Genomic DNA, 16,068 nt, shown 5'->3' on the forward strand with positions numbered 1-16,068 from the left:
TTCGTGCGCATGACAACTAGGGGGACAGCGGGCGACCCCGCTGCCAGAGGAACAGGCCTCTGGAGCCTCGAAGCTGACGCCGTCTCGGCCGCGTCACCTAACGTCGGTCCCCGTCGCCCCGCGCGGCCGAGACCCTGGCGACCCGTCACCCCAGGTCAGCCGCAGCGGGGGACGGCCTCCGTGGGGACGGTGGCCGTGACCGCCGACGCCAGCCGGTCGCGGAACCAGCGGTGGCCTGGGGCGGCCGAGTTGCGCGGGTGCCAGGCCATGCCGAAGTAGAGGGGATCCAGGTCGAGCGGGATCGGGAAGGTGCGCAGGCCCAGCGCCTCGATGGTGTCGTCGAGCCAGCCGGCGACGGTGAGCGCGACGAGGTCGGTGGTGCGGGCGAGCATCATCGCGCTGAAGTGGCTGGGGACGACGACGGCGATACGGCGTGGGAGGCCGAGTCCGTCGAGGGCGCGGGATGGGGCCGAGGCGTCTGCCGTGCCGGGAGATGCCGATGTGACCGGCGGCGGCGAACCGGCGGACGGTGATCCGCCCCTGGAGAAGCGGGTGTCCGGCGCGGGCGACGCCGACCAGGGTCCTGCGGGTGAGCCGGCGGGTACGGATCTTGGGGTCCAGGTGGCCGAGGACGCCCAGTTCGACGTCGGCCAGGCCCTGGCGCAGCGCGGGACCGCCCTCCAGCGCCTCCGGCACGAAGACGACGTCCACGTGCGGGGCCTCGGCGTGGACGTGGTCGGTGAGGGTGCCGGCCAGGCCCACGAGGAGCGGTTCGGTGGTCTGCACGGTGAAGGTGCGCCGGAGATGGACGGGGCCGAAGCCGGCGCCCGGCCGCAGGACGTCGTCGAAGCCGCGCGGCAGCTCGGCGACCTGGTCGCGGAGTTCGAGGGCGCCCGGGGTGAGGACAAGGGCCTGCCCTGCACGCACCAGCAGCGGGTCGCCGACAGCCCGGCGCAGCCGGGCGAGGGTGCGGCTGACCGCCGCGGGCGAGGTGCCGAGGCGCTCGGCGGCCCGCGTCACGCTGTTCTCCTCAAGCAGGGCGCCCAGGACCGCAGCAGACTGAGATCGATCAAAGTCGCCCTCCTGAGCTGCGTCTTTGCGCATGCGGCAAGGATTTGCTGCTCGTCCTTGCATGGCCTCGGGACGGTGTGCCGCGGACAGTGGTGCTCGCCGGCGGGAGCGGGGGCGGCGGACCGGCCCCGGGCGAGCTCTCCGCGCACCATCACGACGAGAGGCATGTACGTGGAGGCATGTACGTGTACGTCATCACCGCACCCACCGGCACCATCGGCCGTCTGATCGTCGACGACCTGCTCGGCCGCGGGGAGAAGCCGTGTCTGGTCACCCGGGACGCCTCGCGGCTCGCCCCCCGGGGTCGGGAGCGGGCCGAGATCGTCGAGGGCTCGCACGGGGACGAGGCCGTGATCGACCGGGCCTGCGCGGACGCGGAGGCGGTCTTCTGGCTGGCGCCGGACGACGCGGACGCACCGACCGCCGACGCGGCCTATGCCGACTTCACCCGTCCCGCGGCGCGGGCGTTCGCCCGGCACGGCGTCCGGCGGGTCGTCGCCGTCACGGCGCTGGGCCGTGGCACACCGCTCGCGGAGCACGCAGGTGCGGCGACCTTCTCGCGGGCGATGTGCGACCTGATCGCCGCGTCAGGAGTGAACTTCCGGGCGGTGGCCTGCCCGGAAGTTCACGCACAACCTGCTCGACCAGGTCGGGGCGATCAGGGAGCAGGGCCTGTTCTTCATGATGGCCGACCCGGATCCGAAGGATCCGGCCGTGGCCGCCCGGGACACGCCGCGGCTGCCGTGCGGCTGCTGTTCGACACCACCTGGACGAGGTCCGGCGACGTCGCCTGCCTCGGTCCCGAGGACCTGTCGCCGAACGACATGGCCCGGACCGTCTCCGCGGTGCTCGGCACCGAGGTCGGCTACCGGCAGATCACCGGCGCGGCGTTCAGGGAGCGCGTGACCGGCTTCGGGAGCGAGGGGACGGCACAGGCTCTGGTCGACATGTTCGAGGCGAAGAACAGGGGCCTGGACAACGCCGGGCCGCGCACCCCCGGGTCGACGACGCCGACGACGTTCCGGCAGTGGTGCGAGGAGGTGCTCAAGCCGGCCGTGACGGGCTGGACACCCGCGGCCGCCCGGCGCCTCCCCGCCCGCTTCCCGTCACTCCTCGAACGGGTCGAAGTCGTCGTACTCGCGCAGCGACTCGTCGCGCTCCGCCTGGCGGTCGCGGCGGCGCTGCACGGCGGGGCGCTGCTCCTCGAAGCGGTGGTCCTCGCCGCGGCGGCCGAGCATCTCGGCGCCGGACATCATGGTCGGCTCCCAGTCGAAGACGACGGCGTTGTCCTCGGGACCGATGGCGACGCCGTCGCCGCTGCGGGCGCCCGCCTTCATCAGCTCCTGCTCCACACCGAGGCGGTTGAGGCGGTCGGCGAGGTAGCCGACGGCCTCGTCGTTGTTGAAGTCGGTCTGCCTCACCCAGCGTTCGGGCTTCTCGCCGCGTACCCGGAAGAGACCGTCCTCCTCCTGGGTGACGGTGAAGCCGGCGTCGTCAACGGCCTTGGGCCGGATGACGATCCGGGTCGCCTCCTCCTTGGGCTTGGCGGCACGGGCCTGGGCGACCAGGTCACCGAGCGCGAAGGACAGCTCGCGCAGGCCGAGATGGGCGACCGCGGAGACTTCGAAGACGCGGTAGCCGCGGGCCTCCAGGTCGGGGCGGACCATGTCGGCGAGGTCCTTGCCGTCGGGGACGTCGGTCTTGTTGAGGACGACGATCCGGGGCCGGTTGTCGAGGCCGCCGTACTGCTTGAGCTCCTCCTCGATGACGTCGAGGTCGGAGACGGGGTCACGTTCGGACTCCAGGGTGGCGGTGTCCAGGACGTGGACGAGGACGCTGCACCGCTCGACGTGACGCAGGAACTCCAGGCCGAGGCCCCTGCCCTGGCTGGCGCCGGGGATGAGTCCGGGGACGTCGGCGATGGTGTAGACGGTCGAACCGGCCGTCACCACACCGAGGTTGGGGACCAGTGTGGTGAACGGGTAGTCGGCGATCTTCGGCTTGGCGGCCGACAGCACCGAGATCAGCGAGGACTTGCCGGCGCTGGGGTAGCCGACCAGGGCCACGTCGGCGACGGTCTTCAGCTCCAGGACGACGTCCTGGAGGTCACCGGGCTCGCCGAGCAGGGCGAAGCCGGGGGCCTTGCGGCGGGCGCTGGCGAGGGCCGCGTTGCCGAGGCCGCCGCGGCCGCCCTGGGCGGCGACGTACGAGGTGCCGTGGCCGACGAGGTCGGCGACGACGTTGCCGGCCCGGTCCAGCACCACGGTGCCGTCGGGCACCGGCAGGACGAGGTCCTGTCCGTCCTTGCCGGCCCGGTTGCCGCCCTCGCCGGGCTTGCCGTTGGTGGCCTTGCGGTGCGGGGAGTGGTGGTAGTCCAGGAGGGTCGTCACGGACTGGTCGACCGTCAGGATGACGTCGCCGCCGCGGCCGCCGTTGCCGCCGTCGGGGCCGCCGAGCGGCTTGAACTTCTCCCGGTGTACGGAGGCACAGCCGTGGCCTCCGTTACCCGCGGCGACGTGCAGCTCGACGCGGTCCACGAAGGTGGTCATGGTGGTGTGCCTCCAGTTACTTACGGGGTGATACCTATGTCAACACGCGAAAGGCGGACCCGCCTTCCCGATCGGGAAGTGAGGTCCGCCTCGCGATACGTCGGGTCTGAGCCGTCCAGTCGCAGGACTGGGAGCCGTCAGGTCAGAAGACCGGGACTCAGGCGACCGGAACGATGTTCACGACCTTGCGGCCGCGGTGGGTACCGAACTCCACCGCGCCGGGCTGCAGCGCGAACAGCGTGTCGTCGCCGCCACGGCCGACGCCCGCGCCGGGGTGGAAGTGGGTGCCGCGCTGACGGACCAGGATCTCGCCCGCGTTGACGACCTGACCGCCGAAGCGCTTCACGCCGAGGCGCTGAGCGTTGGAGTCACGACCGTTACGGGTGGACGATGCGCCCTTCTTGTGTGCCATCTCTCCTCAGTCCCTTACTTCGCAGCCGCGGGGATCTCAGTGACCTTGATCGCCGTGTACTGCTGGCGGTGGCCCTGACGACGGCGGTAACCGGTCTTGTTCTTGTAGCGAAGGATGTCGATCTTGACGCCCTTGTGGTGGTCCACGACCTCGGCCTGGACCTTGATGCCGGCCAGGACCCACGGGTCGCTGGTCACAGCGTCGCCGTCGACAACGAGCAGGGTCGAGAGCTCGACCGTGTCGCCAACCTTGGCGGTGGAAATCTTGTCAACCTCAACGATGTCGCCGACAGCAACCTTGTGCTGGCGACCACCGCTGCGCACGATGGCGTACACGCGGATCTCACTCTCTCGCTCGGGAACGGCACCCCCGCAGTCCAGCCGTCCGGCACGCGGGCGGCCTCTCCGGAACACCGTGTGCTCCGGAGGAAGAGGTTTACGGGGATGTGGCACGTCCTCATATCCATGGACACGCCGACGGTCAAGGGTACGGGGCGGTGGCCGAGGGGGTCAAACCGGGCCCCGAGAGGTGTGGGGCCGGTCACTCGGAGCAGGCCCCACGAAGGACGGGACCGGTCACCAGGACCGGTCCCGTACCCGGGTGTCAGGCCTCGTCGGAGGCGGCGACCGTGGTGGTCTTCTTCGCCGTCGACTTGGCGGCGGCGGTCTTGGCGGTCTTGGCCGCCTTCTTCGCCGTCGTCTTGGCCGTCGTCTTCTTGGCCGCGGTCTTCTTGGCGGCCGTCTTCTTCGCCGCCGTCTTCTTCGCGGCGGTCTTCTTGGCAGCCGTCTTACGGGCCGTCTTCTTGGCCGGAGCGGCCTCCTCGACGCCCTCGGCCGCGACCTCGGCGACCTCGGCGGCCTCCGGGACGACCGGTGCCTCCGACTGCTCGGGGGCCTCCGCCGACGGTACGACCACGACGGCCGTCTCCTCCGACGCGGCCGGCGCGGTGGCCTTGCGCACCGCGCGGCGGCGCGGGCGGGCCGGTGCGGCGCTCTCGGCGGGCGCGGCCGCCTCGGGCTCCGCGGCCGTCTCCACCGCCGGTTCGGCCACCGCTTCGGCCGCCGGAGCGGTCTCGGCGACGACGGTCACCACGGCCTGCTCGGACCCTGCCGGGGAGCCGGCGGGCGCCGACACCTTCCGGGTGGCCCGGCGACGGGTACGGCCCTGGGGGGCGGTCTCCTCGGCGGCCGGGGGCTCCGGCGCCTCGGGGGCCTGGACGACCGGGTCCTCCACGGCGACCGGTTCGGCGTGCGCCTCGGCGGCGGGTTCCGGCAGCACCTCGGGCTCGGCCTGGGCGGCCGACGTCTCGGACTCCGTGCCCCGGTTGCGGCCCGCGCGTTCCCTGGGCGCCCCGGCCGGAGCGGAGGCCCGGCGGCTCGCCCGGCGGCGGCTACGGCCGCGGCCGGCCGCGGCCTCCGCCTCGGCGACGCTGCTGTAGAGCTCCTCGTCCGGTGCGAAGTCGGGGGCGGGCAGCGCGACGGGGACGGCGGCCTCGGCCGCGACCTCCGCCGCCGTCTCGACCGCCTGGACGGCCTCGGCGTGCTCGACGGCCCCGTCGGCCACGGCCGTGTGGGTCTCGTGCAGGTCGTGGTCGTGCTCGTGCCCGTCGCCGCCACGGCCGCGCTTCTTGCGCTTGCCACCGCCACCGCCACCGGAGCTCGGCTGCTCCATGTGGACGATGACGCCACGGCCGTTGCAGTGCACGCAGGTCTCGGAGAAGGACTCCAGCAGGCCCTGTCCGACGCGCTTGCGGGTCATCTGGACGAGCCCCAGCGAGGTCACCTCGGCCACCTGGTGCTTCGTACGGTCGCGCCCGAGGCATTCGAGCAGGCGGCGCAGCACCAGGTCCCGGTTGGACTCCAGGACCATGTCGATGAAGTCGATGACGATGATGCCGCCGAGGTCGCGCAGCCGCAGCTGGCGGACGATCTCCTCGGCCGCCTCCAGGTTGTTCCTGGTGACCGTCTCCTCGAGGTTGCCGCCCTGGCCGGTGAACTTGCCGGTGTTGACGTCGACGACGACCATCGCCTCGGTCCGGTCGATGACGAGCGAACCGCCGCTGGGCAGCCAGACCTTGCGGTCCAGGGCCTTGGCGAGCTGCTCGTCGATCCGGTAGGTGGCGAAGACGTCGACCTCGGAGGTCCACCTGGACAGCCGGCCGGTGAGGTCGGGGGCGACGTGCGCGACGTAGCCGTGGACGGTCTCCCAGGCGTCGTCGCCGCTGACGACGACCTTCGAGAAGTCCTCGTTGAAGATGTCGCGGACGACCCGGACGGTCATGTCGGGCTCGCCGTACAGCAGCGCCGGGGCGTTGCCGTTCTTCGACTTCTTCTGGATCTCCTCCCACTGCGCCTGGAGCCGTTCGACGTCACGGCGCAGCTCGTCCTCGCTCGCGCCCTCGGCGGCGGTGCGCACGATGACACCCGCGTCCTCGGGGACGATCTTCTTGAGGATGGTCTTCAGCCGGGCCCGCTCGGTGTCGGGCAGCTTGCGGCTGATGCCGGTCATCGAGCCCTCGGGCACGTACACGAGGTAGCGGCCCGGCAGGGAGACCTGGCTGGTCAGGCGGGCGCCCTTGTGACCGATCGGGTCCTTCGTCACCTGGACGAGGACCGACTGGCCGGACTTGAGGGCGGCCTCGATGCGGCGCGGCCCGTTGGCCATGCCCAGGGCCTCGAAGTTGACCTCGCCGGCGTACAGGACGGCGTTGCGGCCCTTGCCGATGTCGATGAAGGCGGCCTCCATCGAGGGCAGCACGTTCTGGACCTTGCCCAGGTAGACGTTGCCGACGTACGAGGTGGCCTGCTCCTTGTTGACGTAGTGCTCGACGAGCACGCCGTCCTCCAGGACGCCGATCTGGGTGCGGTCGCCGTGCTGGCGTACGACCATCACGCGCTCGACGGCCTCGCGGCGGGCCAGGAACTCGGCCTCGGTGATGATCGGGACGCGTCGGCGGCCCTGCTCGCGGCCTTCGCGGCGGCGCTGCTTCTTGGCCTCCAGACGCGTGGAGCCCTTGATGGACTGCACCTCGTCGGACGGCTCGGACGGCTTGCGGGGCTCGCGGACCTTGACGACCGTGCGCTCCGGGTCGTTCTCGCCAGGCTCGGCGTCGCCGGAGCTGTCCCCGGCGCGACGCCGGCGGCGACGGCGGCGACGGCTGCTGGAGGAGGAGCCGCCGGCCTCGTCGTGGGCCTCCTCGTCGTCCTCTTCCTCCTGGTCGGCGGTGTCCGTGGCGTCCTCGTCGGCCTGCTCGGCGGCGAGTTCGTCGCCGTCGGCGTCGCCGCCCTCACCGTCACCGGCGTCGCCACGACGGCGGCGGCGGCCTCCGCGGCGGCGACGGCGGCGGGATCCGGCCTCCTCGGCCTCGTCCTCGCCGTCGGCGGCGTCCTCGGCCTCCTCGGCGGACTCCTCCGGCTCCTCGGTCTCGTCCTCGGCGGCGGGCCGGGCGGCCGGGGTCTCCTCTGCGGCACCCCGGCGCCGGCGACGGCGGCGCGAACCGGTCTCGGCCTGCTCGGCCTGCTCGGCCGGCTCCGGCCGGTACGGGGCGCTCTCCTCGGATTCCTCGGATTCCTCGGGCTCCTCCGCGACCGCGGCCACGGCGGCCGCTTCGGCGGCGGCCCGCTCCGGGGTCTGGAACTTCGGCTCGGTGAACACGGGCGCCTGGAACACGGCCACGGCGGGCCGGGCCGGACGGCGCTGGGCGTCGTCCTCGGCGGCCGTGGCGGCGGGCTCGGAGAACCCGATGGCGGCCTGGCGTACGACCCGGCGCCGGCGCCGCGGGGACTCGGTCTCCGGCTCCTCGACGGCGGGGGTCTCGGTGGTGGAGGTGACGGCCGGGGCCTCGACGGCCTGCGGCTGCGCCGCGGCGGGGGTCTCGGCGGCGCTCTCGGGCGCACCGGCGGGCGCGGCGACCCGGCGGGTGGCGCGGCGCCGGGTGCGGGGCGCGGGCGTGGTGGGCTCGGCCTCGGGGGCGGGGGTGCCCCCGCCGGTCCCGGTGGTCTCGGCGGCGGCCGCGGGCTCCTCGACAGCCTCGGCGGCCGCGACGGCCTCGGTGGTACCGGTGGTGTCGGTGGCGGTCTCGTCCGTCACCGGGGCACCGGCGGGCGCGGACGCCCGGCGGGAGGCCCGACGGCGGCCACGCGGAGCGGGCACCGTCTCCTCGGCGGACTCGGCGGCCGCGGGGGCCTCGGCGGACTCAGGGGCCTCGGAAACCGCGGACGCCTCGACTGTCTCCACGGCTTCGGCGGCCGTTTCCTTCTCGGCCGCCTCGGTGGGCGTGGAGACGCGACGCGTGGCACGCCGGCGCGTCCGGCGCGGCGCGGCCTCCTCGTCGCTCTGCACGGCGGTCTCGACGTCGGCCGCGGGCGCGGCGGACTCGGTGGCGGCCGCGGTCGCGGCGGACTCGGTGGCGGCCGCGGTCGCGGGAAGGACGGTCTCGGCCGTCTCGACGGCCGCGGCTCCCGTCGGGGCACCGGCGGGCGCGGACGCCCGGCGGGTCGCCCGACGGCGGCCACGCGGAGCGGGCGCGACGTCCTCCGCGGTCTCTGCGGTCTCGACGGTCTCGGCCGCTGCCAGGGTCTCTGCCGTCTCCTCGTCGGCCTCTGCGGGCTCGGCGGGGAACGACTCGGCGGCCGGCACGGCCGGCGTGGTGATCTCGGCCACGGCCTCGGTCGCGGCGGGCGGTCCCGCCGGGCGGGACGCGGCACGGCGACGCCTGCGCGGCGGCAGGGTGTCGCTGGGGGTGTTCGGTTCGGAGCCCTCGATGGGCTCAGTCGGTTCGAGCATGCGGGCGGTTCTCCCGTCAGGCTCCCGGGCGCCGCGCCTGGTCCGGCGTCGATCGGTTCGAGCGACCGCCGGTGACGTCCGCGGCTCGCGCGATGCGCGGTGCCGCCGTGTGGGGCGCGGGCGCCGCACAGGAGCTCTCTGTGTCCTGTCTCGCCGGTTCCGTACGCCTTGTCGCGGACGGCCTGGCGAAAGTCTTCTGGTCGGTGCGCCGCCCGACCCAGGTGGCTCCCGAGTACAAGGGCTGCGCGTACGACGTCCGTCCTTCGCGGGACCTTCCTTACGCCGGCGCCGTCGCGGCGGCGGCGGGTTCGGCCTTCGAGAGGGCCGCCACTGCCTCGCGGTCGGGCGCGAGCGGGTCGGTCACCGTGCCGGTCTCTTCATCGAGCAGCCCCTGCGCCAGCCTGGTCACCGCTGCGGGGACCGGCGGCGCCAGGTCGGCCACGGCGCGGAGACCGGACAGGACGTCGTCGGGTCGTACGGCAGGCGTCACGTGCCGAACAACCAGCCGCAGTATCGCACAGGGCTGGTCGCTCGGCCTATCAGCCGTTTCATTGTGCGTTTCAAGTTGTACGACCGCGGGGCGGGCGTCGAAGGTCCGGACGCCGTTCTTGGTCATGCGCTGGACCTCGACGGCGTCGGCCGCGTTGAACGCGGTGACGGCCTGCGCGGCCCGTTCCGGGTCCAGTCCGGCCAGCCGCAGCTCCCACACGGAGGCGGTGAGCCGGTCGGCCAGCCCGGACGTGCGGGCCTCGACCGCGTCGACGATGTCGAGCCCGGCGGGCAGGGACTCGTCGAGGAGGATCCGCAGGCGCTCCGGGTCGCGGGGCGCGGTGAGCGCGATCTCCAGGTACTCGGCCTCGCTGCCGGTGCCGGTGGGTGCGGCATTGGCGTACGACACCTTGGGGTGCGGTGTGAACCCCGCCGAGTACGCCATGGGCACCTCGGCGCGGCGCAGCGCACGCTCGAAGGCGCGCTGGAAGTCACGGTGGCTGGTGAACCGGAGGCGGCCGCGCTTGGTGTAGCGCAGTCGGATGCGCTGCACCGCCGGTGCGGGCGGCGGGCCTTCGGGCTGTCGCTTGCCCAGTGTCGTCAGTCCTTCGTGGTTCTGGTGAGAGCAGCCGTGCCGCGGGGGCCGTGCTGCCGTGTCCTGCTATCCATCAAGAGTACGTGTGTCGCGGCCGACGGGTTCCCGCCGGTCCACGGCCTGCGGGCGGGCCGGCTCGCCGAACAGGGCGCGGCGCAGGTCGGCGCGGGCCTGCCGGACGGCGCGGGAGACGGCCCGTGCGACCTGGGCGGCGGGGTGCAGCACGAGGTCGCGCACGACGTGTCCGACCGGGGTGAGGACGGTCCGGTAGAGCAGGCGCGCGGGCTCCAGGAGGATCCACCGGAAGAGGGTCCCGAGAACCCGCCCGAGGGCCCGTGCGACGTGTCCGGCGGCCCGCCAGGCGTGGCCGAGGGCGTCCAGGATCTCCCTGAGGACGATGCCGAGGACGTGGCCGACCGGGGTGAGGATCCAGCGCCACAGGGCGACGGCGGGCAGCACGAGGAGGATCCGCGCGGTCCAGTACAGGGCGGTGGCGAGCTGCCCGGTCATCCAGGCGAGGGCTTTGCCCACGGGTGCGAGGAGCCGGAGCACCGCGTGCCCGACCGGGGTGAGCACGCGCGCGTAGAGCCAGGCGAGGCCGTGACCGAGGGGGGTGAGCAGGTAGCGGTACAGCCAGGTCAGCGGGACGACGAGGAGGACGTGCAGGAGCCAGGCGACGGCCCGGCCGGCCGGGGTGAGGACGTACCGCCAGAGGAATCGCGAGACGGCGACGACGAGGTGGCGCCACAGGAACCGGGCGAAGGCGTCCCAGAGCAGCCGTACCGGCAGGACCACGAGGAACACGAAGACACGGACGGGGATCCTGATCGCGACGACGAGGCACCCCTCGGGCTGCGGTGTCTGCGGTTGCGGCTGCCGCTGCGGCTGTTGCTGCGTGTTCATGGCCATAGCCATACAGACGCTGTCGCGTGCCGCGCGGATGCGATCGGCCGCCCTTGATCACCGAACGGCGGCGACACGGTAACGGTTGACCCGCACACGCCAATCTGGATGGAACCGGCCACCGCGGCTTGATTTGCTGGGCGCCAGCCACAACTTGAGCCTTTCTTGGATCCTTGGGGGACGAGCAATGAACTGGTACCTGGACGTACTGAAGAAGTACGCGGTGTTCAGCGGCCGCGCGCGCCGGCAGGAATACTGGATGTTCTTCCTGTTCAACGCGATCATCAGCATCGTGCTGCTGGTCGTCGGGCGGGTCATCGGGTTCGCCGCCCTCGGCCTCATCTACGACCTCGCGGTCTTCCTGCCCGGCCTGGGCGTGGCGGTCCGCCGGCTGCACGACACCGGCCGTTCCGGCTGGGCGGTCCTGGTCGGCATCATCCCGCTGGTCGGCTGGATCATCCTGCTGGTGTGGCTCGCCTCCGAGGGCAAGCCGGAGCAGAACCAGTACGGCGACAACCCGAAGTACTCGCCCGCCGTCTGAGCCGCCGTCACCCCGAAGGCCCGCCGGATCCGTCCGGCGGGCCTTCGGCCGTCTACGAGGCGGCGGACGCCTTCTTGTTGCGTTCGGCCTGGAGGTACAGGACCAGGAAGAGGACACGCAGGAGGTCGTCGGGGAGCACGGACAGGTCCTTGGGGAGCGCGACGCGACGGGGGCGTGTGCCGAGGGCGTCGTACGACAGGACGAGCGGGCCGACCGCCTTCGCCCGGCCGCTGAGCCTCGGGTGCTGCACCGCGTAGGGCCCGACGCTGCGCGGGATCCCGGACCAGGCGGCGCAGTCGACGTCCCAGGTACCGAACGTTCTCGGAACGGTGCCCAGGCGGCCGTACCCGATCTCGATGTCGCCGATCCACCGCAGCCGGCTGCCGAGCATGTCGTACTCCAGCGGATGCGGTCCGAGCGCGTGCGGCCTGCCGCCCCACCGGCCGTAGGTGACAGGAACGTCCCCGATGGAGCGCAGCCTGCTGCCCAGCAGGTCGTAGCCGAGTTCCAGTTCCATGCCCGCCAGCTCCCCCGTGTCGCACCGGCCTTCGGTCATCCCGATTGTGCGGCCTGTCCGTGCGCCTGCCATGGCGGTCGTGTCACGGTTTCGTCGCCGGCGGGGGGCGCGGGGCCGGCAGTGGGGTCAGCGGCGGGGCAGTACCCCGGCGGCGACGAGCGAGTCGTACAGCCGCTGCTGCTCGTCGTCGAGCCCGGAGTACAGCATGTCGTACGCCTCCTCCTCGCCCCGCAGCGCCGCCACGGGGTCCCAGTCGGCGCCGAGGGCGGCCATGACGTGGGCGCGCCGGGTCATCTCGTGCCCGGTGAGATCGACGGTGAAGTCGACCGGTCCGGCGGGAAGGGGGGCATCAGAACTGGACATATGACCGAATTTAGGCAGCCGGGTCCACGTGGGACAAGAGTCCGTGGGACACCTCACAGCAGCTCATCGAGCAGGTCGCCGGAGGGGCGGCCTCGGTAGGGTGTCCGCGAACGGCCACCGGATGCGGATCGGCCCGCGGCCCGGTCCCGGGCCTGCTGCGAGGTTCGCGCCCCCGTTCGCCCCCGTTGCGCTCCGAGGAGACGCCATGCAGGTAGCCGTACTCACCTTCGACGGATTCAACGAACTCGACAGCTTCGTCGCCGCCGCGCTGATCAACCGGTGCCGCAAGGACGGCCTGGAGGCCTTCATCACGACACCGACGCCGGTGGTCACGTCCATGAACGGCGTCGAGGTGACCGGGCAGCGCCCGATGGAGTTCGTGACCGAAGCCGATGTGGTGCTGGTCGGCAGCGGGGTGAAGGCACGGGAGGTGGTCACCGACGACCGGCTGGTCTCCCGGCTGCGGCTCGACCCGTCCCGACAGCTGGTCGGCGCGCAGTGCTCGGGCGCGCTGGTGCTCGCGCGGCTCGGTCTGGTGGACGCCATGCCCGTCTGCACGGACCGCAGGAGCCGGCCCTTCGTCGAGGCGGCCGGGGTCACCGTCCTGGACACGCCGTTCCACGCCGAGGGGAACATCGCGACGGCCGGCGGCTGCCTGGCGTCCCAGTATCTCGCCACCTGGGTGATCACCCGGACCCTCGGCGAGGACGCGGCACGCGGGGTCCTCGACTACGTGGCCCCGGTGGGCGAGAACCAGGAGACCGTCGACCGCGCCCTGCGCGCCGTCCGCACGGCCGAGACCGCGGCTTCACGCTGACGGCGGCCGGGCGCCGCCGGCGTGCTCAGGCCGTGAGGCCCGCCGTCGCCACGGGGAGGTGGCGGGGGCCGCGCAGCACGGCGTTGGCGCGGTACGGCGGCGGGTCTTCGAGCAGCCGGAGGCTCCCGACCCGGCGGAACAGTTCGGGCAGCGCGAGGTGTGCCTCGACCCGGGCGAGCGGGGCGCCGAAGCAGTAGTGGACGCCGGTGTAGAAGCCGAGGTGTTCGTTGTCCCCACGGTCCGGATCGAAGCGGTCGGGGTCCTCGAAGCGGCTTGGATCGCGGTTGGCCGCGGCCACCATGATCCAGACCGGCGAGCCCTTGGGAATGATGGTGCCGGCGAGCTCGATGTCGGCCAGGGCGACGTTGAACGGGACGAACTGGACCGGCGGTTCGTAGCGCAGCATCTCCTCGATGAGCGGCACGGCCAGGCCCGGTTCGGTCCTGAACCTCTCCAGGACGTCGGGGTGGCGCAGCAGGGTGAGTGTGGTGTTGGTGATCAGGTTGACGGTGGTCTCATGGCCCGCGACCAGCAGCAGTACCGCGGTGGCCACGAGATCTCCGGGTGTCAGGCTGCCGCCCGGCTCGGTCTGCGGCGCGAGGGCGCTGAGCAGACCCGGGCCGGGATGCCGGCGTCTGGTCTCGATCAGCTCGGCCAGGTAGGTCCTCAGTTCCTGGCGCGCCGCCAGGATCTCCTCCTGGCCGAGTCCGCCGCGCTGCGGGTCGATGCCGGAGGCGACGGCGTCGGCCCAGCCGTGGAACCGCGGCTCGTCCTCGCGGGGCACGCCGAGGACCCGGCAGATGGCGGTGACGGGCAGGGGGTAGGCGAAGTCCTCGACGATGTCGACCTGGTCCTTGCCCTCGAAGCGGTCCAGCAGCCCGCTGACCACCGCGGCCAGCTCGCCGCGCAGGCTGTCGACGAACCCGGGGCTGTGCGGGGGCCCGAACGGCCGGTTGAAGACGGCGCGCAGCCGGTCGTGTTCGGGCGGGTCGGTGAAGATGAAGCTCGGCGGCAGCCCTGTCTCCTCCTCCGGCTGCGCGGGCCGGTCGTAGCCGGCCGGGCGGTTGCGCGCGTCCTGGCTCAGCCGCGGGTCGTTGGCCAGGCTGCGTGCCTCGTGGTACGTGCTGACCAGGTATGTGCCGTCGTCATCCCGCATGACCGGCGTCCTGCGCAGCTCCGCGTAGAGCGGGTAGGGGTCGGCTCGGTTGGCGGGGTCGAGGATCTGCGCGGAGAGGGTGCCGGGCTTCATGGTGTCTCCTGAGGGGGTCTCCTGGGGATGTCTCCTGGGGCTCCGGGCGGGCCGGACGGGCGGTACCGGGGCTCGTCTCGGCGGCCACAGGGGGCGGGCCGCGGGGGTACGCCGGCGTCGCTCCCGGCGCGTGACCACGGGGCCTCCCGGCGTCCCGGCTCCCGCCCGCGCGGGATCCCGGGGACGTGTCCCCGGGATCCTTTGCGGCGTCCCGGCTCACGTGGGTGGTTCGGTCCCGGCCTGCTCGCTCGCCATGTACCGCGCGTACCAGTCGGGCCAGTCAGGGTCCGCCGCGCCGGTGCGTGCCTCGTGCTCGCCGTGGGCGGCCTCGGCCCGCCGCAGGGCGCTCGCCAGGTCCTCGGCCGAGGCGAACGAGGTGACCGCGGGATCCAGCCGCCCCGGCAGCCGGTCGGTGACCTCCTGGAGGAGCCAGCCGTTGCCGTCCGGGTCGCTGAACGACAGGAAGGAGCCGTAGCTGTCGTGCTGCGGTGCGGGACCGGACACCCGGGCGTCGCCGTCGGCGTGGTGGAAGACACCGCCGGCGTCGTGGAACACCTCGCTGGGGTGGGCGCCGTGCCGTGCCAGCTCGTCGTGCGCGGTGTCGATGTCGTCGACGATCAGGTGCAGTCCCCGGGCCGAGCCGGGCGCCTGCTCGGTGACCGACTCACCGAAGATGACCGACGCCGGGGAACCCGGCGGGGTCACCTGCACCACCCGGAACTCCCCGTCGGTGGCGACGTCCGCGTCGAGCCGCCAGCCCAGCGCCGTGTAGAAGTCCTTGGCCCGGTCCACGTCGGACACCGGTACCACGACGACCTCGAGTTTCATGTCCATGGTTCGCACTTCCCGTCTCGGAGGGAGCACCGGCGACGGCCGGACCCGCGACAAGGCGCGCACAAGGGGCCTCAGTGCGCGAGGAGCTGCTGGCCGCCGTCGATGTCGTAGGTGGCGCCGGTGAGGGCGTCGTTGACCATGAGGTGCACCGCGAGGGCGGCGACGTCGGCCGGACCGACGACCCGCCCGATGGGCAACGTCTTCCTCAACTCCTCGCGCCGCGCGTCGATTCGGTCGCCCAGCAGGGAGGCCGACAGCGGTGTGTCCACGAAGCCGGCCGCGATGAGGTTGACCCGGACCGGGGCGACCTCCAGCGCCAGGTTGGCGATCAGCGCGGGCAGCGCCGCGGTGAGCGCGCCGGTCACCGCCATCCCGGGCGCGGGCCGCCGGCCGCCGGTGCCGCCGATGAACAGCAGCGCCCCGCCGGCCCTGACCTTCCCCCTGCTCCCCCGCGCCACCGCGAGCACCATGGCGAGCCGCCCGCCGAAGTCCCTTCCGGCGTCGGTCAGATCAAGTTCGCCGAAGGGCGTGTACGCCGGGCTGCCCGCCGTCACCAGCACGTGGTCGGCATGCCCGGGCAGCTCTTCGAAGAAGCGCTCCGTACGGGCGGTGTCGAAGGCGTCGAACACGGCCGTACTCCGCGGGTGCAGTTCGTCCGCGGCCCGCTGGAGACGCTCGGCGTTGCGCGCCACGAGCACCAGTTCACCGCCGGCCGCCCGTACCTGCCGCGCGGTCTCCAGGCCGATGCCCGCGCTGCCGCCCACCACCACGACCGTCTGCCCGGCCAGTTCCCCGCGTGCGCCGCCGCGCTCGCCACCGTCACCGCTCATGGCCACCGCCTCCACTGCGTACAGGGGCCGGCGCCCCGGCTGTCCTCGGAGAGGAAGTCGTCGCAGGGGCCGGCGGGGCGGAAGTGCGGGACGCGGCGCGGGAGATGAGACCG

At 73.1% G+C, this 16,068-nt stretch carries 15 protein-coding genes and 2 pseudogenes; 3 read left to right on the forward strand and 14 right to left on the reverse strand.

Annotated features, from left to right (window positions below; genetic code table 11):
• Positions 1-155: 155 nt before the first annotated feature.
• Together ACFXI4_RS37495 and ACFXI4_RS37500 are read right to left on the reverse strand one after the other, a co-directional pair.
• Positions 156-395 (reverse strand): hypothetical protein, encoded by a 240-nt coding sequence (locus ACFXI4_RS37495; protein WP_385000032.1) that lies wholly within the window; start codon positions 393-395, stop codon positions 156-158.
• 559 nt (positions 396-954) lie between these two features.
• Positions 955-1,134, reverse strand: a pseudogene (locus ACFXI4_RS37500) (LysR family transcriptional regulator); the annotation flags it as partial.
• A 116-nt stretch (positions 1,135-1,250) separates the two neighbouring features.
• Here ACFXI4_RS37500 and ACFXI4_RS37505 point away from each other — a divergent pair.
• A pseudogene (locus tag ACFXI4_RS37505) lies at positions 1,251-1,559 on the forward strand (NAD(P)H-binding protein); the annotation flags it as partial.
• 377 nt (positions 1,560-1,936) lie between these two features.
• Here the strand turns inward: ACFXI4_RS37505 and ACFXI4_RS37510 are convergent.
• From ACFXI4_RS37510 to ACFXI4_RS37540, 7 genes are all read right to left on the reverse strand, one after another.
• Positions 1,937-2,119 carry a hypothetical protein gene (locus ACFXI4_RS37510; protein ID WP_384999946.1) on the reverse strand — a complete coding sequence of 61 codons (183 nt, stop codon included), beginning with the start codon at positions 2,117-2,119 and terminating at the stop codon, positions 1,937-1,939.
• 58 nt (positions 2,120-2,177) lie between these two features.
• On the reverse strand, positions 2,178-3,620 hold the full coding sequence (gene obgE / locus ACFXI4_RS37515) for a GTPase ObgE (RefSeq protein ID WP_362728491.1): 1,443 nt from the start codon (positions 3,618-3,620) through the stop codon (positions 2,178-2,180).
• 157 nt (positions 3,621-3,777) lie between these two features.
• Complete coding sequence (rpmA, locus tag ACFXI4_RS37520; RefSeq protein WP_020940020.1) at positions 3,778-4,032, reverse strand: 50S ribosomal protein L27; 255 nt, start codon at positions 4,030-4,032, stop codon at positions 3,778-3,780.
• 14 nt (positions 4,033-4,046) lie between these two features.
• Positions 4,047-4,367 carry a 50S ribosomal protein L21 gene (gene rplU / locus ACFXI4_RS37525; protein ID WP_007381993.1) on the reverse strand — a complete coding sequence of 107 codons (321 nt, stop codon included), beginning with the start codon at positions 4,365-4,367 and terminating at the stop codon, positions 4,047-4,049.
• Positions 4,368-4,635: 268 nt separating this feature from the next.
• Entirely contained in the window at positions 4,636-8,817 is a 4,182-nt protein-coding gene (locus ACFXI4_RS37530) for a ribonuclease E/G (protein ID WP_384999951.1), read from the reverse strand.
• A 277-nt stretch (positions 8,818-9,094) separates the two neighbouring features.
• Complete coding sequence (locus ACFXI4_RS37535; RefSeq protein ID WP_362728277.1) at positions 9,095-9,859, reverse strand: TIGR03936 family radical SAM-associated protein; 765 nt, start codon at positions 9,857-9,859, stop codon at positions 9,095-9,097.
• Between the two features lie 108 nt (positions 9,860-9,967).
• Positions 9,968-10,804, reverse strand: coding sequence for a hypothetical protein (locus tag ACFXI4_RS37540; RefSeq protein WP_384999954.1), 837 nt, complete (start codon positions 10,802-10,804; stop codon positions 9,968-9,970).
• Positions 10,805-10,991: 187 nt separating this feature from the next.
• On the opposite strand from ACFXI4_RS37540, the gene ACFXI4_RS37545 reads away from it, so the two are divergent.
• Entirely contained in the window at positions 10,992-11,345 is a 354-nt protein-coding gene (locus ACFXI4_RS37545) for a DUF805 domain-containing protein (protein WP_362728273.1), read from the forward strand.
• Positions 11,346-11,397: 52 nt separating this feature from the next.
• Here ACFXI4_RS37545 and ACFXI4_RS37550 read toward each other — a convergent pair whose 3' ends face one another.
• Both ACFXI4_RS37550 and ACFXI4_RS37555 read right to left on the reverse strand, forming a co-directional pair.
• A complete protein-coding gene (locus tag ACFXI4_RS37550) occupies positions 11,398-11,901 on the reverse strand; it encodes a hypothetical protein (protein WP_384999958.1) in 504 nt (167 codons plus the stop codon).
• 87 nt (positions 11,902-11,988) lie between these two features.
• Positions 11,989-12,225: a DUF6400 family protein gene (locus ACFXI4_RS37555; protein WP_384999961.1), complete on the reverse strand. Its 237-nt coding sequence runs from the start codon at positions 12,223-12,225 to the stop codon at positions 11,989-11,991.
• 205 nt (positions 12,226-12,430) lie between these two features.
• Here ACFXI4_RS37555 and ACFXI4_RS37560 point away from each other — a divergent pair, with 205 nt between their 5' ends.
• Positions 12,431-13,042, forward strand: a complete 612-nt coding sequence (locus tag ACFXI4_RS37560; RefSeq protein ID WP_384999964.1) for a DJ-1/PfpI family protein — start codon at positions 12,431-12,433, stop codon at positions 13,040-13,042.
• Positions 13,043-13,067: 25 nt separating this feature from the next.
• Here ACFXI4_RS37560 and ACFXI4_RS37565 read toward each other — a convergent pair whose 3' ends face one another.
• The 3 genes from ACFXI4_RS37565 to ACFXI4_RS37575 all read right to left on the reverse strand — a co-directional run bounded on the left by ACFXI4_RS37565 (position 13,068) and on the right by ACFXI4_RS37575 (position 15,955).
• Positions 13,068-14,291 carry a cytochrome P450 gene (locus ACFXI4_RS37565; protein ID WP_384999967.1) on the reverse strand — a complete coding sequence of 408 codons (1,224 nt, stop codon included), beginning with the start codon at positions 14,289-14,291 and terminating at the stop codon, positions 13,068-13,070.
• Positions 14,292-14,507: 216 nt separating this feature from the next.
• Positions 14,508-15,125, reverse strand: a complete 618-nt coding sequence (locus tag ACFXI4_RS37570) for a VOC family protein (RefSeq protein ID WP_384999970.1) — start codon at positions 15,123-15,125, stop codon at positions 14,508-14,510.
• Positions 15,126-15,196: 71 nt separating this feature from the next.
• Complete coding sequence (locus tag ACFXI4_RS37575; protein ID WP_384999972.1) at positions 15,197-15,955, reverse strand: SDR family oxidoreductase; 759 nt, start codon at positions 15,953-15,955, stop codon at positions 15,197-15,199.
• Positions 15,956-16,068: the final 113 nt, after the last annotated feature.

This window comes from Streptomyces sp. NPDC059224 (genome assembly GCF_042754285.1).
Taxonomy (GTDB): domain Bacteria; phylum Actinomycetota; class Actinomycetes; order Streptomycetales; family Streptomycetaceae; genus Streptomyces.